The sequence below is a fragment of the Chitinophaga polysaccharea genome (genome assembly GCF_007829335.1).
In the GTDB taxonomy this organism is placed as follows: Bacteria; Bacteroidota; Bacteroidia; order Chitinophagales; family Chitinophagaceae; genus Chitinophaga; species Chitinophaga polysaccharea_B.
In genome coordinates, this window is the sequence record NZ_VIWO01000004.1 from 50,893 (window position 1) to 70,809 (window position 19,917).

At 41.8% G+C, this 19,917-nt stretch carries 14 protein-coding genes; 10 read left to right on the plus strand and 4 right to left on the minus strand.

Going from position 1 to position 19,917, the window contains the following annotated elements; all coding sequences use genetic code 11:
• Positions 1–484 precede the first annotated feature (484 nt).
• The 3 genes from FHW36_RS14910 to FHW36_RS14920 form a co-directional block, all read right to left on the minus strand.
• Complete coding sequence (locus FHW36_RS14910) at positions 485–1,999, minus strand: hypothetical protein (RefSeq protein WP_145670364.1); 1,515 nt, start codon at positions 1,997–1,999, stop codon at positions 485–487.
• Positions 2,000–2,352: 353 nt separating this feature from the next.
• Positions 2,353–2,532, minus strand: coding sequence for a transposase (locus FHW36_RS31065; RefSeq protein WP_145670753.1), 180 nt, complete (start codon positions 2,530–2,532; stop codon positions 2,353–2,355).
• 311 nt (positions 2,533–2,843) lie between these two features.
• Positions 2,844–3,245, minus strand: coding sequence for a hypothetical protein (locus FHW36_RS14920; RefSeq protein ID WP_145670365.1), 402 nt, complete (start codon positions 3,243–3,245; stop codon positions 2,844–2,846).
• A 756-nt stretch (positions 3,246–4,001) separates the two neighbouring features.
• On the opposite strand from FHW36_RS14920, the gene FHW36_RS14925 reads away from it, so the two are divergent.
• Genes FHW36_RS14925 through FHW36_RS14935 form a run of 3 tightly spaced genes read left to right on the plus strand, consistent with a single transcriptional unit; the run spans position 4,002 to position 6,737 of the window.
• Positions 4,002–4,688: a creatininase family protein gene (locus tag FHW36_RS14925; protein ID WP_145670366.1), complete on the plus strand. Its 687-nt coding sequence runs from the start codon at positions 4,002–4,004 to the stop codon at positions 4,686–4,688.
• Between the two features lie 10 nt (positions 4,689–4,698).
• The gene (gene eda, locus FHW36_RS14930; protein WP_145670367.1) at positions 4,699–5,337 is read left to right on the plus strand and encodes a bifunctional 4-hydroxy-2-oxoglutarate aldolase/2-dehydro-3-deoxy-phosphogluconate aldolase; all 639 of its coding nucleotides are present in this window, start codon (positions 4,699–4,701) and stop codon (positions 5,335–5,337) included.
• A gap of 26 nt (positions 5,338–5,363) precedes the next feature.
• The gene (locus FHW36_RS14935) at positions 5,364–6,737 is read left to right on the plus strand and encodes a sugar porter family MFS transporter (protein WP_145670368.1); all 1,374 of its coding nucleotides are present in this window, start codon (positions 5,364–5,366) and stop codon (positions 6,735–6,737) included.
• Between the two features lie 52 nt (positions 6,738–6,789).
• Here FHW36_RS14935 and FHW36_RS14940 read toward each other — a convergent pair whose 3' ends face one another.
• The gene (locus FHW36_RS14940) at positions 6,790–7,710 is read right to left on the minus strand and encodes an AraC family transcriptional regulator (RefSeq protein WP_145670369.1); all 921 of its coding nucleotides are present in this window, start codon (positions 7,708–7,710) and stop codon (positions 6,790–6,792) included.
• 150 nt (positions 7,711–7,860) lie between these two features.
• On the opposite strand from FHW36_RS14940, the gene FHW36_RS14945 reads away from it, so the two are divergent.
• The 7 genes from FHW36_RS14945 (at position 7,861) to FHW36_RS14975 (ending at position 19,866) form a co-directional block, all read left to right on the plus strand.
• Complete coding sequence (locus FHW36_RS14945) at positions 7,861–8,670, plus strand: SIS domain-containing protein (RefSeq protein WP_145670370.1); 810 nt, start codon at positions 7,861–7,863, stop codon at positions 8,668–8,670.
• A gap of 12 nt (positions 8,671–8,682) precedes the next feature.
• Positions 8,683–9,465: an SDR family NAD(P)-dependent oxidoreductase gene (locus FHW36_RS14950; protein ID WP_145670371.1), complete on the plus strand. Its 783-nt coding sequence runs from the start codon at positions 8,683–8,685 to the stop codon at positions 9,463–9,465.
• Positions 9,466–9,485: 20 nt separating this feature from the next.
• Positions 9,486–10,820: an FAD-dependent oxidoreductase gene (locus FHW36_RS14955; RefSeq protein WP_145670372.1), complete on the plus strand. Its 1,335-nt coding sequence runs from the start codon at positions 9,486–9,488 to the stop codon at positions 10,818–10,820.
• Positions 10,817–11,809 (plus strand): ROK family protein, encoded by a 993-nt coding sequence (locus FHW36_RS14960; protein ID WP_145670373.1) that lies wholly within the window; start codon positions 10,817–10,819, stop codon positions 11,807–11,809. Before FHW36_RS14955 ends, FHW36_RS14960 begins: the two co-directional genes overlap by 4 nt.
• A 372-nt stretch (positions 11,810–12,181) precedes the next feature.
• Positions 12,182–15,376 (plus strand): SusC/RagA family TonB-linked outer membrane protein, encoded by a 3,195-nt coding sequence (locus FHW36_RS14965; RefSeq protein ID WP_186452456.1) that lies wholly within the window; start codon positions 12,182–12,184, stop codon positions 15,374–15,376.
• A 25-nt stretch (positions 15,377–15,401) separates the two neighbouring features.
• Positions 15,402–17,204: a RagB/SusD family nutrient uptake outer membrane protein gene (locus FHW36_RS14970; protein WP_145670375.1), complete on the plus strand. Its 1,803-nt coding sequence runs from the start codon at positions 15,402–15,404 to the stop codon at positions 17,202–17,204.
• Between the two features lie 403 nt (positions 17,205–17,607).
• A complete protein-coding gene (locus FHW36_RS14975; RefSeq protein ID WP_145670376.1) occupies positions 17,608–19,866 on the plus strand; it encodes a hypothetical protein in 2,259 nt (752 codons plus the stop codon).
• Positions 19,867–19,917: the final 51 nt, after the last annotated feature.

Genomic DNA, 19,917 nt, shown 5'->3' on the forward strand with positions numbered 1-19,917 from the left:
CAATGCAAAACACTGGCATCAATACGCGGGTATTTATAATGAAAAGGGCTGTGGGTTTTGGTTATATGAGGTTTAAAATGTCATACAAAAATGCTATGATTAAATACTTACGTTGAATCATTCAAATAATGCTGTTATCTTTTTGACGATCGGTGATATCCGAAGCTATTAAAAAATAATTAATCCTCAAATTTTTTTTGTTTTTTTTAATAGGAAGGTATGCTAACTATGATTATGGATGATCCGTTTTATTATAGTAGGGATAAGGACTTCCGGAGATGAGTCCGGGATAATTCTACAAAAAATAGTTGCGTATAACATATACAGTTAGTATCGGTGTTTTTTGACATATACTTTGTACTGTTTAGATCTGAACCATGGAACTAACAATATCCCGACGTGGATATTTAGAACAGCACATCGTCTCCGCTGCATGCTAAATATCCACGTCACTAAATAATTAAATCCCTAAATATCAACGTATTCATTTTTTCTTCCCCGCTTTCTCCAGCTTTTCAAATGCATCTATATACGCTTTCAGTTTGTCGTCTGTTCTGTCGATATCTGGTACTTTATCCGGCTGATTGGAAGTCGCATCCATCACGAAAGAGAAGTCAGCCCCGATTCCCTGGGCAGCGCCATGGCAGCCCTGACAGCCTCCCATACTGTAATGTTTTCCATTTATGAAAACATTATGACGTCCGTCATGAGGATGTTTGAAGCCGCTTCCTCTGAAATCTCCCAGTGTTCGATCTGATTCTATGACGTAGTTAGCCAGGTAGAAGCTGAATGAAGTGCTGTCATTAGTAGGCATGCCCTGCACACCTACCAGGCGGTAATTTAACCAGATGGATTTTGGATTCTTTTTCTTTAATTGATCCTGTACATATTTGGTAGAAGCATCTGCCACAACTGATATTGGATGAAAGCGATCGTATCGTTGTGGTGTAGGATTACCTTTTTTTGGCAACTCTATGTAACCCATGCTATCCTTTTGAACATCTACATGTTCAAAGGTAGCAAAGGTGAAAGCAGGGTAGTTAGCAAGTTTATGGATGATATGAATACCTATAAGCCCGTATGTTTTGTTTACGGAAACCGTTTTACCTGTTTGCGGATCCTTTTCATAGACAATTACTTTCCGGGTAAAATGTGTATTTTCTTCTGCGGCATTGGTCATCTCTCTCCAGGCGCTCTTTACCTCCAGTGCCCCGGTATATCTACCAAAACGCGTATCAGGATCCTTAGCGTTTCCACATGGCAGGCAAAATATACCCGGAGGGCAATTACAATTGCCGCCTGTATACTTACCACCTGGATAATCTTTTGGATTATAATATGCTGAATCCTTTGCGATATTGCTGGCAGTTCTATTTACCGCAGCTATTAAAGATGCCTCATCAGGATAATTCTTACGCTTATAATCATATTCATCCCGGTTCACTTTTGCTTCATACAATACCTGATACTGGGTATTGTACTGATTTATTTTTGCATACAGGTCACAGGAGCCAATTTCATTGTTCTCGTCCAGGTTATTGAATAAAGTGGTATCAACACTATTATCCTTGCGGGGAATATATTTTTGATAATCATACCTGGGGACCTTATCGAAAGGGAGCGTATTCCCATGATTAGGCCGCAGCTCAACACGATGAGCATAGGTTTCCCATACCACAGGATCATTCATTGGGTAAGCGCTTTGATCATTAAATGTCCATTGGGGATCTGCATATCCTCTGTATACGTGCGTATTTTTCTTATAACTTGATTTCCAGTTCAGCGCAAAAAACTCATTCCAGGCAAAGCTGCATAGAGCGGCAGAATCGGCGTATTGACTCAGTGTATTAGGAACGGTCGAATCGAATGTTATATTGAAACTAAACTGGTCCGCTTTTCCATGCACAGCCGCAGCCCTGGTGGGCGACTGCTTAAAAAAAACGATCAGGGTTGCCCCTGCTGCAATACCGGCGGTAATAATGAGGAGTGCTTTTTTCATAAGCTGAAGTGTTTGATAAATGGATTGAGTAACATTTTCTGTTGAAGAAATGAAATGACAGATCAGGCAAAAAGTACAATGCTTTCTGGCTTAGTCAGGACAAAAAAATAGGTAATATGAGCTCGTATCAAGTACTGAGGTTAAAGGTTATTTGAGGGTTGAATTAAATGCTGTAGCGGGTAACGTACTGTTGAGTCTTATAAACAGGGCGGATAGTTCTGAATAATGATAATCTAATCTATTTAAAAAAATCGAAAAATAAAATTTTTTCCATACTGCTATTGCCGAATACTTCCAGCAGGTACCGAAGTATCCCGGCCACAGGGCGGACTAAGAAAAGATTAGACATGATTTTATGCTGTTTTCTTTCTAAGATTGTGTGCCATTGCCAATAGTCCTATTTTGATAGTTACTTTATCCAGCCCTTTCAGCATAGATCTTTTAAAGCCATGGTTGTGCTTGATACTGGCGAAAATAGGCGCCACATCATAGCAACGTTGTTTGCACTTCTGTATACCTTTTTTCTTTTTAATCGTTTGTCAGCAAAAGATTTAAGTCGATTTGATAACTATTCCAAACCTAAGCCGGTATTTTTGTTCAAAGAAATTTTCATTCAGATTAGCTCATTTTAATATGGAATTATATTTGGCAGGTAGTGGTTGATAAGAAAAAGGCAATGAATGGCGGTTGGGGGGTATGTTGGAGAGCAACTGAACAGGAGGGGCATAAATTAGGTAGTTGATGTACATAAGAGCCACACTGGTTGAAGTTATCTGCAACTATGAGCCGTATCAAAAGCGTGTTTAGAGTATAGATATTCCACTAAGGTGGCGACAGGACGCCGTTAAATTCTTCTCATTTCCCAGGTTCCGGTGGCTATTTCCACGTAGTCGCTATCCGGATGAGAATGTTCTCTCCCAAGAAGCTCCCAGTCACCGGAAAAGGTTTCGCTTACCGGGTCATAATGTCCATAGTAGCTCAAGTCCGGGTTTTTAAGTCGCGAATTTACAATGACCTGGTTAGCCTCAGTAATGATAAAGAATTGATCGTATTCTTTTGTAAAGCTGATAAAATCGTCTTCGGTAAAACCTTTAATAGCAGCTGGGTTATTTTTGCTGATCTGGCTATCGGGATCATGACAAGTTCCTTCGAAGTTGTTGTCGCCGGTATCGGTTAGGGATAGTTCAAAAGTCACTTTATATAAGGCCTTAGTACCGGATTTATAACTGCTCTGGAGGCTTCCCATTAAAACGTAACGGTTAAAAATATTGAAAATCGTTAAGGACAATTACGGTAGAGAATATAAGATATGCCTGGAGCGTCACAGGTAATGACGGATGGATAGGACTTTCTGTAATTCCGCTAAAGGTACAAGACAGTTTGCTAACAGCTGGCTTTAGCTATCATTCCAGGGAGATAAAAAGGACTACTACAGATGGGAGCTTGGAGGTAATTGTTGTAAGACGACAGGTGGTGATTACCGCTTATATTGTCCGGCAGGTAATCTTATATGGGCTGAGCATAGGATGGAGACCGGAAGTAAAGGGTGCTATTTTGAATCTTGGAGAAATAGATGACAAAATAGATTTAAGATGCAGAGGCTAATGTGGGAACATGTAAATACAATAGCTGTAGGGGCCCTTGAAAATATTGGTTTTGACTGTGCAGATGCGCTTGTAGTAGCAATCAGCTGTGATCTGACGATCTGGTCAAGAGTTCATCAGGTGCCTTAAAACAAAAGACGGTGAACATTAGTAGCAATACCCGTCGTACTGAGCTAGTGCCTAATAGTCTAGTAATTTCTAATTAAAATAATATATAATGTAAATGTTTATATAATAAGATACCCTATTTGAGCGCCCGACAAGAAATGCAGGATAATCCATCTTTTATCCTGAATTGTATATTTTTTTGATTTGCATGGGGCCTAATTTCGGGCTTATATTTTCCGCAACAGTCCTGTCGCCTGGGTTGAAAAAATAAATGCTAAAAGAATGCCGTTATGAAGGAATGGATACATCTCACATCCGACGAAATATGCCAGTTAGATAGAGGCCTGCCTGTAATTGTTCCACTTGGTCTGATAGAATCCCATGGGCCGCACCTCGCTGTTAGCGTGGATACCGATACCGCCAATTACTTTGCAAGGAAAGTCTGCGAAGAAACAGGAGCCATCCTTGCCCCGGTTATCAATTATGGCTTTGCCGATGAAATGGCCGGGTATGCAGGAACGCTGGGCCTTACTGCAAACACTTATATGCAGGTGATTGCAGATGTATGCCTGGCACTTTGCCAAAAAGGTTTTTTTAAAGTAATTCTTATTACCGGCCATGGCGCCAATAAAATACCATGTGAGCTGTCATTCTGCAAAGTATGGGAACAGTATCCTTCCTTCAAAGGAGTGTGCTGGAATTGGTGGAGCGACTGTGGCATAGAGGGTATTCATCATGCAGATAAGGGCGAAACGGAAGTTGCGCTGGCATTGGGTACGGTAGCTCATATGGACAGGGTAAGGGATTTTACAGTAAAAAAGCCCTGGTATAAAGTCAGATCAAGATTTGAACTGGAGGCTGAATCCGGCGGCATCAATGGAAAGCCCTCAGAGGCAGACGTGGTGAATGGGAGGTACATAGTTGAAAAGGCAACATCGGCATTGATAAAGAAGGTCAAAGCGGCTATTGAAGATTAAATCTGGAATTATGTTGAATCATTTGTTTTTACATCGATTGATGCCTGCAGTTACATTCAATAGGGAGGAAGAAGTGTTGCCTGTAACAGAGGCGATATTGCAGGGCGGATTAAATGTAATGGAAGTTACTTTTCGTACCGGAATTGCATGCAAAGCGATAGAGATGATACGGAATCAGTTCCCTGAAATGCAAGTTGGGGCGGGTACATTACTTTCGACCGAACAGATAGACCTGGCTTTAAATGCGGGGGCTTTTTTTGGCGTAGCGCCAGGGCTGAACAGCAGCATAGTGAAGTATGCAGCCGAAAAATCATTTCCTTTCATTCCTGGAATTATTACGTCGTCTGAACTTGAAAGCGCACTGACAATGGGGTGCCGGGTTCTAAAACTTTTTCCCTGTGATCTGGCAGGAGGAACCTCTCTGATTAAAGCATTGCAGGCACCATATGCGCATACGGGGGTAAAGTTTATCCCAATGGGAGGCATTCACCTTTCAAATCTGCGTGAGTATACAGATCTTGATGTTGTATTGGCTGCGGGGGGCTCATGGATTGCCCCAAACGAAGTCATCGAACAAAAAAGATTTGATCAGATTCGGGAGAACGTCAAACGTTCTATTGCGATTACAGGAGTAAAGAATGAAAGATAGTTATTCCAATATTTAATATATAGTTCATGGCTTATGTTGCAATTTCCACACTTGAGAAAGACACGGCAGTAGCGGAGATTAATAAAAGATATGTCTTTCTCGTTTGTGCCATCACAGCGCTTGGCGGTGTATTGTTTGGATTTGATTTAGTGACTATTTCGGGTGCCATTCAGTTTGTGGGAAACCACTTTCAATTAAATGACTATGAGAAAGGCTGGGCAGTTGGATGTATCAATTTAGGCTGTATCATCGGGTCAATCCTGGCTGGCAGATTGAGTGACAGATGGGGAAGAAGGAAGCTATTGATCTTTTGCGCTGTTTTGTTTATAGTTACCGGTGTTGGAACCGGATTTTCGGTGAGTTTTAATATGTTTGTTACGGTGCGAATACTGAGCGGTGTAGCAGTTGGAGCTGCCGCGCTGGTATGCCCTATGTACACGGCGGAAATTTCACCGGCTCATCTGCGAGGCCGCATGGTATCATTTTATCAGCTGGCTATAACGGTTGGTATTTTGCTTGCTTATCTATCCAATTATTTATTGTTGAATACCGGCATAAGCAACTGGCGATGGATGTTTACGGCACAATCGGTGCCTGCGTTATTTTTCTTTATCGGTCTTGTGGCGATAGCCGAAAGCCCTCGTTGGCTTATAAGAAAAAACAGGATAAGTGAAGCCCAGAGAATATTAGCGAAGATAGGTGGGGTTGATTATGCCAGGCAACAGGTAGCGTTAATCGCCAGTAGTTCTTCTCAGGCATTGAATGAACGGTTCATGGATATTCTTAAAAAGAACGTATTTCCTATTACAAGTATTGGATTAGTCATCGCCATTTTTTCACAAGCAGTGGGTCAGAATTCCCTTTTTTCTTATGCCCCGGAAATATTTAAACAGGCTGGTATGGGAGTAAAAACTGCCTTTATTCAGTCATTTATTATCGGGATTATCAATTTTATTTTCACTTTCATTGCAATTTCATTAATAGATAAAGCAGGTAGAAGAAGCTTGTTGCAATTTGGATCAGTGCTGTTGCTTGCTGACGCGCTGTTGTTGGCTGCTGCTTTTTATTTTCATTGGAATGGTATGTGGACACTTGTTTTTGTCCTGGGGTTCATTGCCGTTTATTCTTCTACAATAGGACCGGTAACCTGGGTAGCGCTTTCGGAGATTTTTCCTAATCGTATCCGGGGCAATGCTATGTCTGCTGCCACGCTCGCATTATGGCTCACCAATTTTTTTACAACAGCTTCCTTCCCGGTATTAAAGATGAGAGTTGGTTTACCCGGAACCTTTCTTATTCATGGGGCAATATGTTTCATCTACTTCCTGTTTATCCAGAAGCGTGTGCCAGAAACAAAAGGTAAGTCGCTCGAAGAAATCGAGAAGATATTAGTAAAGTAATGATTCCCGGCATAATGAGGAAAAATGTAAAGACAATCTTATGTTGTAGCTTCTATTGTTGCTCTCCCTTACCGGTTTGGTAGAGAAATTCGTTTATATACTGCCTGGGAGAAACACCCATTTGCTTTTTGAATAACCGTGAAAAATAGTAGGGGTCGTCAATGCCAATTTTTGACCCAATCTCACTAATCGTGTATTTTCTGGCATGAATGAGCTGGATGGCTTTTTGTGTTTTTAAGAAATTGAAGTAAGCAATGGGGGAGTATCCTGTACTCTTTTTAAAGTTTCTGAAAAGAACAGTAGATGAAATACCCAGCTCCCGGGCAATTACTTCAACTGATAGTTGTTCATCTATATGCTGTTGCATGTAGATGATAGCGGTATTGATATAATTGTTGTCAATGGTAGAGGCGGGAGATAAATTAGTGAAACTATCGGGAGATATAAAGGTACCAAGATAGTTGGGTAGTACCAGGTTTGCATAAAGCAAATTGGGAACACTAAAGCCTTTAGTTAAAGTATTCAGCATTTGATGAAAAAGTTTGACCCTTTCTTCTGAATGTACGGTATGTATAGGCGCCCGTTGTGTGTTTAATCCAACTGCTTCCATTAATTCTTCCACGTTTTTTCCGGATAGGTGCATCCAGAAAATACTCCATGGCCTTTCTGCGGAGGCTGCATAACTATGCGCAATATATGGTGGGAAAAAAAAGGCGTCCCCTGCTTTTAGCGTAAATTTCTTAGTGCCAACTTTAATCCATCCTTCTCCATCGTAACAATGTAGAAAAACTGCATACGAATATTTGCGGGCCTCACGGGAATAATAATGATTTACGGCATTAGGAAAGTGCCCCATCCGGTTAATAAATAAGTGCTTTATTAAGGGTAAACGGCGGCATTCAGCTAATACGTGCTTCGGAAAGGCAACTACCTGCCCCCCTTCTGTATTGAATGTGGATGTCTTGTATTTCATTTTGATAACAATAGATTGATTTCCTGGTAGTAAAGGTAGGATAATCCATCTTTAATCCCGTATTGTATATTTTTTCCTGTACGATCTTACCTAATTTCGGCATACTAAACTTTCTACAGCATTTATTTTTACTCCTAAAACAAACATTACATGAAGCTAACTTTTCCATACCAGCTGGGAGTTATACAAGAAAAGATATTACAGCAGGAAGAAACCTTAAAAATAGTTGCCGGTTTGTATGCAGATGCAATTGAACATGGAGGATTAATACATGTGTATGCTAATGGACATTCCCGTGTTGCGGTTGAAGAGCTATGTGTTCGTATGGGAGCTTTAAGTGGATTCAGAGCTATTTTATCCACTGGATTAACCACGTTTACCGATGTAGTGGGCTCAAATGGTTTGAGACTGAATCAGTTTTTTGAGAAAGTTGAAAAAAGTGGAGCAGAACTCCTGGATGAAATTGATTTCGGTCCGCATGATGTGATGCTTGTTGTTACAGCTACAGGTACCACCGCTGCTGCCGTAGACATGGCACTTGAGTTTACGCAACGGTATCCTTCACTTCCTTTGGTAGCTATATCATGCGCTGAACAGTCAAAGAATGCACCGGTTAAACATAGTTCCGGTATGAACTTATGGCACATTATAGAAAAAACAGAGAGGGGGTTCTTTATCGATAATGGGATGCCTGTGGGAGATTTGAGCACAGATGTTAAAAGCTCAACTCAGCAGTATAGAATTTGCCCATTGAGCTCTGTTGGCGCACTCACGGTTGTTCAATCGTTGAACGAACTTACGTTACAATTACTCGTTGAAAGAGGCGTAGAACATTTTGTGTTGCAGAATATGCACCTCAATAGCACAGGGGAGAATTATGAAGCCTGGCTTAGAGACCAGCGCAGAAGATATGCAAAAGCTACTTATAACGAGGCTGCATTGACGCCCGGGAAATATTAATGTGGGAGGATAATGGCAGGGGAAATATATATAGTTACCGGGGCATCCGGTATTGCCGCAGCAACCATAAAGCTACTGCTTCAAGGAGGTGCACATATATTTTATATCGGAAAGGAGCCAGATCAATGCAGGAATTTGTCGGAGGAAATCAGGTCAATGGAACTCTATGCGGATTATATTATTGGTGATTTAACAGATGAATCTACCGTTTATGAACTGGTATCTTCCTGTATTAAAAAATACGGCCGTATAGATGGATTGTTTAATGTGGCTGGTGCAAGCGGCCGGAGTTTTGGCGATGGACCGCTGCATGAATGTACACTGGAAGGATGGCAGGAAACTTTGAACATTAATCTGACAACACAATTCCTGATGTGTAAATATGTATTGAATCAAATGTTGTTGCAGGAGCCAGGCGAAAATGGGGGAAGAGGGGTAATACTGAATATGTCAAGTGTGCTGGCCTTTTCTCCCGAAGCCGCCAATTTCAGCGCCATTGCATATGCAACGGCCAAAGGAGCCATTATCAGTATGACGAAAACGGCTGCCGCTTTTTATGCAAAATCCAATATCAGGATAAATGCAATCGCACCGGGACTGGTATTAACCAGGATGAGTGCAAGAGCATCCGGGAGTGAGAAGATCGTTGCTTTTATGGAAACAAAGCAACCACTCGCTGGAGCTGTTATGGATCCGATAGACGTGGCGAAATCCGCCGTTTTTTTATTAAGTGACGCGGCTTGTATGATTACTGGCGAAACACTGGTGGTTGATGCGGGCTGGAGTATTTCATGAGTATAAATTTTAGCGTTGAAATGAGTGTGATAAACTATGCAAAAGATATACAGGTAAAAGGCATTTATGATGTCATAGTGGTAGGGTCGGGGTCTGCTGGCTCCACTGCAGCAATTGCCGCGGCCAGGCTTGGCGCGAAAACGTTGCTTATTGAGCGATTACCTTTTTTGGGTGGTATTAGTACCGCGGTGTTGGATACATTCTATGGTTATTACACGCCAGGCAAACAATCAACAAAGATAGTAGGAGGGATAGCCGATGATGTAGTACGCGAACTCTGTGTTTACAATGCCTGTTTTGAAAGACCCAATACTTTTGGCGCAGGAACAGGTATTACTTATCATCCCGAATACCTGAAAGTTGTTTGGGAAACGCTGGCGGTAAAGGCGGGTTGCCATATCCTTCTGAATGCGTGGGTGCAGGATGTAGTGAAAGAGGATGGGCGCATTACTGGATTGATAGTAGCAACAAAGCTCGGCTTGACGTATTATAGGGCTAAACAGTTTGTTGATGCAACTGGTGATGCGGATCTTATTTATCTGGCTGGATTTGATTATGAACAGGCTGGCGAACAGGAGCCTGCGCAAACATTAACCACTACTTTTAAGATGGTTAACGTCGATACGCTAAAAAGAAAAGCTGTTTCAAAGGAAGAATTTCATCAGTTGATGAAACAGGCTGCGGAAAGTAACGACTACGATTTACCCAGGAAAGAAGGTAGCGATCACATTACCCCTGTAGATGGAATGACGGCTACCATAATGACACGTTTGAAATCATATCAGAAAATAGACAGCAAAACAATTAATGCCACTGACCCGGAGTTTCTCAGTAAGGCTGAAATCAAAGGGAGATTGCAGGCATTGGAGTACATCCGGTTTCTGAGAGATTGTGTGCCTGGTTATGAGAACGCATCGCTTTCTACGTTTGGTATGCAAATTGGCGTCAGGGAAACCAGAAGGATATATGGTGAGTACCGATTGACAGAAGAGGATGTGTTGTCGGCCCGGCAGTTTGATGATCAGATAGGATTGTGCGGCGCGCCAATGGAAGATCATCATGATGGAGAAGACACAAAATGGAAATATCTCCCTGAAGGGAAGACGGTAGGTATCCCATACCGAACATTGATCCCAAAGAATACAAAGAATGTCCTGGTTGCAGGCCGATGTTTCAGCGCCAGTCACGTTGCGCACAGCAGCGTTCGTTCCATGGCTCAGTGTATGGTGATGGGACAAGCGGCAGGCATTGCATCTGCATTATGCGCGGAGAAAAATATTTCGCCAGTGCAACTTGATGCAGGACTATTAAAAGAACGTCTCTTACAGCAGGGGGGAATCATTAATGAGCCATGACACAACAATACATAGTAGCATTTGATGCTGGCGGAACCAGACTAAAGGTGGTGGTAGTCAATCTTGAAGGACACATTTATAAAACCTTTCATACTCCTTCCTATGCCAATGCCGGTGCTGAAGCTTTATTTGATGCCATGGTGGCGCTGCTTGAAAGCCTGAAGCAGGAACTGAATGGCGAACTTGCGGGCATAGGGCTTAGTCTTTCAGGTGTAATTCATCCTGATAAAGGAGTAGTATACCTTCCTGGTAAATTCAAGCAGCTGGAAGGTTATCCTTTGGTTGCAAAGCTAAAAGAAGTTTTTCAGGTACCTGTAGTTGCGGATAATGACGGGAGATTAGCTGTATATGCTGAGAAGTATGCTGGATTGGCAATGGATCTGAGTTGGGTTGTTGGTCTTACCATTGGTACGGGAATAGGTTCAGGTGTTATTCTTGACGGAAAACTGCTGACAAACCGCTACCTGCAGTTTGGTGTACAGGTAGGCCATCTTATTCAAAATTCATCGAGTAACCTGTTTTGTTTGACAGGAAATTATGGGACAGGCGAAACCTTATGTTCCGCAACAGCCCTTGTATTACAAGTAAGGGGAGCTATTCAGAGAGGCATTTCAAGTATATTATCAGATGACTATTTTTCTGATCCGGTATCCATAGATTTTGAAAAAATTGTCAATGCTTGTCGCAACAAGGATACACTTTGTCTTCGTGAATTGGAAAATTGGAGTAATAATCTCGCCAATTTGATCGTAAATGCCATCCACGCTTACTCGCCGGAGATGATCATTTTGGGAGGGGGATGCACGTTAGCCGCAGACTTATTCCTTGATCATGTAAAAAGAGCTGTAGGCAAACGGGTGTTCCGCTACCCCGCAGATGAACCGGTTCCCATTGTTATTTCAAACATGCAGGAATTTGGCAGTGCCCTGGGGGCTGCTCTTAATCTGCAACATCGGTTAAAAAGGGATTATAAGTTAGTTGACGAATAGTTATATAGTTAAACATCCAGGTTTGTTAACTGTATTGTGTTGTGTTTTCATATTTATATGAGGAAATAAGGAGTCATCATTTCTTAGCGGCTCCGTAATTTTTTAACTAAAACGATTGCCTATGGATAATAGTGTTTAGATAATGAAGTGGGAGAATGCGGTAACAACCTCCCATTTGATGATCACACATTGATGCTTTGCCGGGTATAATAAGATTTTTTAATCAACCAAAATTTAGTTATGCGAAATTGTATTTCCGCTGTAAAGTCAAGTCCACGTCCCTTTAAACGGCTATTCCGTTATATTAGGGTTTTAACTTTTTTTTCATTGATAAGCCTGCAGGTGTTTGCATCTAATGGAATTGCGGGCCATATGAGCAACCTGAACAATCATGAAATCAACCAGGTAATTAAAGGTGTTGTAAGAAATGATAAAGGCGAACCGCTGGTAGGCGTTTCCGTAAAAGTAAAAGGTAAGTCAGGCGGGACAAAGACCGGCCACGATGGCCGCTTTTCGATAGATGTAAACGCCGGTGATGTATTAGTATTTTCCTATATTGGATATTCAGGTACCGAGTTGAGCATTACAACGCAAAGTAGCGTTGAAGTAACGCTGAACGAAAGCAAGAGCAAACTTGATGAAATTGTGGTGGTGGGTTATGGTACGCAGAAGAAAGCAAGCCTTACTGGTGCTGTACAGGTGATTAATTCAAAAGATTTGGAGAACAGACCGGCCGCTAATATTACAGCCCTGTTACAGGGAAATGCAAATGGGATAGCATTTACCTCTCCATCCTCTGGTTTTTCTCCCGGTGCGGCGCAAACTATTGCGATCAGGGGAACTGCCTCTTTAAACAGTAGCACTCCGCCTCTCGTGGTAATAGACGGTATTCCTACTAATATGGAAGATTTTAATACGCTGAACCCGGATGATGTAGAAAGTGTCACGGTTTTAAAAGATGCGGCAGCTAGCGCTATCTATGGATCGCGAGCTCCCTATGGCGTGCTGATGGTCACTTTAAAAAAAGGGAGGAGAAATCAAAAGCCGGTACTTACCTATTCAGGCAATTATTCCATTGTAAAACCAGTTAATTATCCCAATCCTACAGATGCATACACTTTTGCCCTGGTACGAAATGAATCATATCTCAATTCTTTGCAAAGTGCATATTTCAACGCTGACCAGCTTGCAATTATTAAAGGGAATGTTGAAAATCCGGGGAAATATACACAGGATCAATTGGTGCCGCTATTAGCTGATGGGTCCTGGGGATGGGGGCAGAATGGGATGACAAATACAAATTGGTTTAAAGTATGGTTAAAAAACTCGCAGCGTCAGTCACATGAACTATCGCTGAGGGGCGGTACCGAGAAAACTAACTATTTTGTATCGGCCGGTTATCTCTATCAACCCGGTATTTTCAAATTCATTTCAGATATTGACAACTATAAACGTTTTAGCCTGAATGGCGGTTTTAATACAGATATCAACGACTGGATCAAATTAGGCTTCCGGACCCGCTACTCTTTGGCCAGAACGGTTGCGCCTACATTTCAGGGTGCTGGTATGGGATTGTTATACGGTTTCATGTATGGCGCATGGCCGGTTGTTCCGGTGATGAATCCTAATGGGGAATACAATCAATCCAGCCGTATTAAGCCGGGAATTAAGGGAGGACAAAGCGATGACGATCAGCATCGCCTGGATAACGTGTTGGAGCTGAATCTTAATCCCGCAAAAGGGTGGGATATACATGTGGATGGTACCTGGAGAATGTTTTTCGAGGATAATCAATCCTTAAACAACCAGGTGGTAGATCGTTTTTATGCAGACGGAAGAACAACTACTTCAGGCAGTTCTTCTATTTCAAAAACAACTAACTTTTCCAATTACTGGACCATACAGGCTTATACGTCCTATGGAAAGAGTATTGAGCGGCATTTTATCAAGGTGCAGGCTGGTATTCAGGAAGAGGAAACTAATAACCGGGGTTTGTCTGGCAGTGGCAAAAATATGCTGATCCCCGACAATTATTCCATCAACCTGTCTCAGCAAAATAAAACAGCAAGCGATGCCATGAGTACATGGTCCACCATGGGATATTTTGGCAGGCTCAATTACAATTATGATGAGCGTTTCCTGGTGGAGTTAAATGGCCGTTATGATGGATCCGCCCGTTATGCGCAGAATAAACGTTGGGGATTTTTTCCTTCTGCCTCAGCCGGTTGGAATTTGAGTAGTGAGCAATTCTGGAAAGGTATAATGCCAGTTGTTAATTTTGCCAAGCTGCGTATCTCTTATGGTACATTGGGCGACCAGGGGAATATTGCCAATTTCTTATATATACCTACTTTATCGGTAAGTCCAAACACCTCCTGGGTATTCGGTAATCAAACCGTTCCTTATGTAAATACCCCTGGCATACTTAATCCTGATATCACCTGGAATAAGATTACCACTTTTAACCTGGGTACAGAATTGAAGTTCCTGGACAGCAGACTTTCTTCCGAGTTCGATTGGTTTAACAGGCGCTCATGGGATATGCTTGGACCTCCCAGTCCTGTGCCGTCGGTATTGGGTACCTCAGCGCCTAATGTGAATAACGCGGCATTTGTTACCAAGGGCTTTGAATTGCAGTTGGGTTGGAAAGATAAGATCGGCAAAAAATTGGATTATGGCGTACGCGTCTACGTTGCCGATGCGCAAAGCACCATTACCAAATATAATGTGGCTAAGAACTATGTAGGACAATGGTATCCCGGTATGAAAATGGGAGACATCTGGGGGTATCATGTTGAACGGTTATTAAACGCCAGTGATTTTAATCCGGACGGTACCTTGAAGATTAGTCAGGGTTTATTTAGTGCCAAATGGTATCCTGGTGATGTGAAGTATGAAAAATTGGATGCTAAACATCCGAATGAGATATATACCGGAGATGGCAGTGTTGAGAACTCCGGCGACAGGAGAGTTATCGGAAATACTACCCCAAGGTATAATTACAGCGTAAATATAAATGTAGGATATGCTTTCAATCAGGCAGGAAGGCTCGACTTTTCCATGCTGTTACAGGGAGTAGCTAAGCGAGATCAGGTGGGGAACTACTCCATGTATTATTGGGGTATGGGATCAGAAACAGGTAATAACTCGGATGTGAATGTCTACAACGGAGGAAAGCAACTCGATTTTTATCGTGATGCAACTACGTCACCGGAATTATTGACAAAGTTGGGAACTAATACTAATGCTTTTTTCCCGAGACCTTATATTGGAGGGGATGGGTTTAAGAACTTCCAGCCCAACGACCGCTATTTAATCAGCCTCGCCTATATGCGTGTAAAAAATGTGCAGTTAACATATAGTTTGCCTGCAAGCTGGCTTCAAAAAGCAAAGTTACAGAGCTGCAAGGTATATTTTTCAGGTGAGAACTTGTTAACATTCCGTTCTTCTTCATTGCCATATTGGGTTGATCCGGAAATGCCACAGTCCAATTCTTACAGCAGCTGGGTGGGTAGAAACTATTTTCAGCAAGCCAGTTACTCCTTTGGCGTCAACCTGGGATTTTGATTGTTTCATTCAAAAAGTTTAAACAATGAAATGGAAATATTTTAACTACAGAAGCAACAATTGGTCAAAGTTGATGCTTGGACTTGGGATGGCAATGTCATTTGCTTCCTGTAAGAAGTTTTTGGATAAAGGGCCACTTGATACTTTATCTCAGGCAAATTATTGGCAAACTGCCAAGCAGCTGGACATGTATATTGTTGGTAAGTACAGCTGGCTGCCAGAAACCAATTTTTGGGCCGATGATGCCTCCGATAATATGATGGGAGGGGGGTATGTTGGTGGCTTCAACAGTTACATGAATGGACAAACAGTTACACCTGTTGATGCCGGTAGCGGAGGATGGAGCTGGAATCGGGTGTATGAAATTAATTATTTCTTTGATAATTATTATAAATGTACGGAGCCTCTTGCTGCTTATCAGCAAACATTAGGAGAGGCTTGTTTTCTGAAAGCATATGTTTACCACAATCTGGTAAAAAGCTTTGGTGATGTTCCCTGGTATTCACATGTAATAGGCCCGAATGATCAGGAAACATTGACCAAAACGAGGGATACCCGGGCACTGGTGATGGATTCTGTGATGGCGTTGATTGATAAATCTATTCAGTTGCTTGGCACACGGTCTGCAGTTGGTGTTAACAGAATTAATAAAGAGACTGCACTGATTTATAAATCAAGGGTGGCGCTTTTTGAGGCAACATGGGCTAAGTATCATGCAGGTAATCCCTCCGCCTCTACAGTAAATGCAAATGCCTATTTTCAGAAAGTAGTGGATGCCTATACTCAATTGAAATCGCTATCCGGCAACTTTTCCGGGATGATTTATAGTACCGGAAATCCAAATAAAGATTACTTCAATTTGTTTAACAGGGAAAATTATGCAGACATTAACGAAGTAACCTTGAGCCGTACTTATTCAAACAATATCACCGGGGCCAGTGGCAATGGCCTTAACTGGTGGACGACAGTTGGCTATTTTAACAGAGGATATACTTTGGGATTGGTGCAAAGTTTCCTTGATAAAAATGGACAAACAATAGATGTCACAAGTATTGCTTTATTCCCCAAGAAAGGAGCCTCCTGTTTGCCTGATCTGAAAGCCTCATTAGATCCACGTTTTGGTCAGTCTGTATTTGTGCCTGGCGATCATTTTAATAATATACTTGAGCCGAACAGGATTTATACTGTTTGCGAAAACCTTGGTACAAATTATTACAATGCCACAGCAACTGGATACTGGCCCAAAAAAGGGAATAATCCAGATATTAATTACAACAGTACCGCCGGTAACCCTACTACGTCAAGTATCTGTTTCAGGATACCCGAGATAATGTTAAATTATGTGGAAGCCTATGTAGAGCTGAACAATGCCTTACCGGATTTGACAGATAATATAGACAGGATCAGGGCGAGGGTTGGAATGCCCCCTTTAACAGGCCATTTACCAACAGTTAATGCTACCTGGCCAAATTATGGGTATGCTGTTTCTGATATTCTGGCCATAGTACGTAATGAAAGAAACACCGAGCTGTTTGGAGAAGGCTACAGAAAGGACGACTGGATGCGATGGAGGGCGCATGCATTGTTTAACAGCAGCGCGGTAAGACCTCGTGGATTTAGGTATGATCCTGCTGACTATGATGCTGCTACCAACGCTACATTATCTCAGCAATTGGACGATAAGGGCTATTATGATCCATGGAAATTGACACTTCCTCAAGGGTTTAAATTCAGGCCAGAAAAGGATTATTTAGCACCGATTCCTTTGGAAGATATCACCCGGAGCAATAAAATGCTTACGCAGAATCCAGGGTGGGATACCCCTTAAAGGCTGAGAAGGATCGGTTGATAATTAATAACTGGTTTATTATTCCGGTGCGCGTCGTCGTCGCACCGGAATAATATTGATTACATTTTCGGATTAATTGAACGTTATGCGGATTGGATATTTTTTGAAACATCAGGGCATTAACAGGAAATGCTTTGTTTTCTTATTGTTATTAGTATTATCGGCTGTTTCATTTGCGCAAAAAGGGTATGTGCCGGGTTAAATTTATACAAAATAAAGAAGGAGTGGTTTTGTTGCTGGAGAAAGTACCTCAGGAAATAGATTGTGTTATAGAACTTACATTTTGAGATAGGATATTATTATATATAAATATACTTTGTTTATCGCAATCAATGGAGAAGTTGAAGGTACAATTATTTAATAAGTACAGAATGATTTTCACATGAATAAAATAGAGCTTCTTGCAGTGTTTCTACTTTTTTGTTTGCCTGGGTTTTCCCAACAAGTTATTCCCGGCATGAGTGTCAACGTAAAAGTGCAATATTATAATGGGAATAGGCCGGAGGAGTACCGGGAATTTGAATTTAAGAACAACCGGTCTGTCATTTCTGTGAATGATGCGGTGTGGGAGTGTAAGCGGAAAAACGATACCGCCTCCGCCGGCCGTGAAACAACCCTTACTTTTCAGGTAGCGAAAGGAAATGTAAGCAAGGCTGGCGTTGCAGTGAATTTTTTGTTCAACAATTGGGAGGTTGATAATTATGTCATTATGCCTGCAGCTGCATATAATGGTAACCGTTTTGATGTACTAGATTATGGGTATCCTCCTTTATTTAAAAGGAAAGATTATAATAAGAATCCGCCCATAACAATTACAAATGTGCCCCGGTTGAGTAAGTATGAAGGTGAATCCCGGATGGATCTGAATACCGGCGATCTTTCTACTCCGGCAGTTGGCATTTATTTTCCAAGAACACAAAAAGGTATCTGGATATTGACAGAACAATCCACAGAACTCGGCAACAGTGTTTTAATTTTTAAAGAAAATAGCCAACGCAATAAGGCTGAGTTTACCATTGCTGCACCGAGTGTGAGAGAGAAGTATTACAGTATGGCCAATTTGTCCCCTTCCAAAGAAACAGGTGCTGATTTGAAGCAGGGTGACAAAGTAACCATCAGGTACAGAGTTTATACATTCAATAATCTTTCTTCACCTAAAGATTTGAACAATCAATTTTTAAGTATCCGTAAGAGCTTTGCCGCCTCTGTCCGTGTCAATCAACTTCCTTTCAGCAAGGCATTTGAGCTAATGGAGCGGCAAGAAAACGACTGGTGGAGTGCCCGGGACAGCTTATATACTTTAGGTGGTGATAGTTGGAATTTGAAATGGCAACTGGGCTGGGTAGGTGGTTTGATGGTCACCCTACCTTTAAGTGAAGTGGGAGCTGATAGTTCCGCAGATAGATCGTTTAAGAATTATGATAAGGTAATTACTAAAAGCCAGGCGAAGAGCGGTTTCTTTTATGGCTGCGGCAAAGGTAATATTTGGTGCAGCGATTGTTTTTGGGAGCCTCATCCGGATAATTTGCTGCTGTTACGAAAAAATGCGGATGCATTGTATTTTATTTATAAGTATTGTTTTTCACGACAGTTGAAGAATAGGGATTGGAGGATGCCGATGGCATGGAAGGAACCTCTTCATAAATTAAGCGAGGCATTTGTTAATCTTTGGCTGCAGAATCATCAGTGGGGGCAGTTCATTGATATTGAAACGGCCGAAATAAAAGTAGGTGGCAGTAACAGCGCTGCGATGGCTATTGGAGGATTGGCGTTGGCATCGAAGTTTGAAAACAGGCCTCAATGGTTGAAGGTGGCTAAGGAGGCAGCACGGTATTACTACAGGAATTTCACTGTAAAAGGAATTTCATGTGGCGGCCCCGGCGAGATACTGCAAAACAATGATGCGGAAACGGCTTTTGCCATGCTTGAATCATTCATCACCCTGTATGAAGTAACGGAAGAAAAGGAATGGCTGCAATATGCAGAAGATGCAGCTGCTTTTTGTTCCACCTGGATGATAACTTATGATTATAAATTTCCTGCATCCACTTTGTTTGCTCAGTTGGATATGAAAACTACCGGCGCTGTTTGGGCCAATACTCAAAACAAACATGGGGGGCCTGGCATTTGTACACTATCGGGTGACTGCCTGTTTAAATTGTACCGGGCAACTGGCAATAAATTATACTTGGGTATGGCCTATGATGTGGCGCACAATATAATGCAATATATTTCAAGAGCTGACCGTCCTATCAAAGACCAGCATATTGGCTGGATTAATGAGCGGGTGAACCTCAGCGACTGGGAAGGAAAAGAAAATATCGGTAATATCTTCCATGGCAATACGTGGGCACAGGTAAGTGCTATGCTTACAGTTGCACAGTTACCGGGTATTTACATCAATCCCGTTAAAAAGGAAGTGGTTGTGTTTGACCATATTGATGCAACGCTGAATGGCAACACCCTTACGATTAACAATCCTACAAAATTTGATGCAACTGTTCGGGTGTTTATTGATAATAATCCAACCATCAATTATCCGCAGGGGTTCATAAGCACTTGTCCTGTTGTATCTGTAAAATCTGGCGAAACCAGGATTATTGCATTGTCGGAGATAGGAAAGGGAACTATTAATCAGTAGTTTTAGGCCTGATAAACTCTTGGAATTTGATGCAAATGTTTTTCTCGTCTC

Bases quoted from the DNA above. Each gene is read 5' to 3' on its own strand.
- FHW36_RS14950 (WP_145670371.1), top strand. From the start codon at position 8,683: ATGGCAGGGGAAATATATATAGTTACCGGGGCATCCGGTATTGCCGCA.
- FHW36_RS14935 (WP_145670368.1), top strand. From the start codon at position 5,364: ATGGCTTATGTTGCAATTTCCACACTTGAGAAAGACACGGCAGTAGCG.
- FHW36_RS14925 (WP_145670366.1), top strand. From the start codon at position 4,002: ATGAAGGAATGGATACATCTCACATCCGACGAAATATGCCAGTTAGAT.
- FHW36_RS14970 (WP_145670375.1), top strand. From the start codon at position 15,402: ATGAAATGGAAATATTTTAACTACAGAAGCAACAATTGGTCAAAGTTG.
- FHW36_RS14960 (WP_145670373.1), top strand. From the start codon at position 10,817: ATGACACAACAATACATAGTAGCATTTGATGCTGGCGGAACCAGACTA.
- FHW36_RS14975 (WP_145670376.1), top strand. From the start codon at position 17,608: ATGAATAAAATAGAGCTTCTTGCAGTGTTTCTACTTTTTTGTTTGCCT.
- FHW36_RS14920 (WP_145670365.1), bottom strand. From the start codon at position 3,245: ATGGGAAGCCTCCAGAGCAGTTATAAATCCGGTACTAAGGCCTTATAT.
- FHW36_RS14940 (WP_145670369.1), bottom strand. From the start codon at position 7,710: ATGAAATACAAGACATCCACATTCAATACAGAAGGGGGGCAGGTAGTT.
- eda (WP_145670367.1), top strand. From the start codon at position 4,699: ATGTTGAATCATTTGTTTTTACATCGATTGATGCCTGCAGTTACATTC.
- FHW36_RS14965 (WP_186452456.1), top strand. From the start codon at position 12,182: ATGAGCAACCTGAACAATCATGAAATCAACCAGGTAATTAAAGGTGTT.
- FHW36_RS14955 (WP_145670372.1), top strand. From the start codon at position 9,486: ATGAGTGTGATAAACTATGCAAAAGATATACAGGTAAAAGGCATTTAT.
- FHW36_RS14910 (WP_145670364.1), bottom strand. From the start codon at position 1,999: ATGAAAAAAGCACTCCTCATTATTACCGCCGGTATTGCAGCAGGGGCA.
- FHW36_RS14945 (WP_145670370.1), top strand. From the start codon at position 7,861: ATGAAGCTAACTTTTCCATACCAGCTGGGAGTTATACAAGAAAAGATA.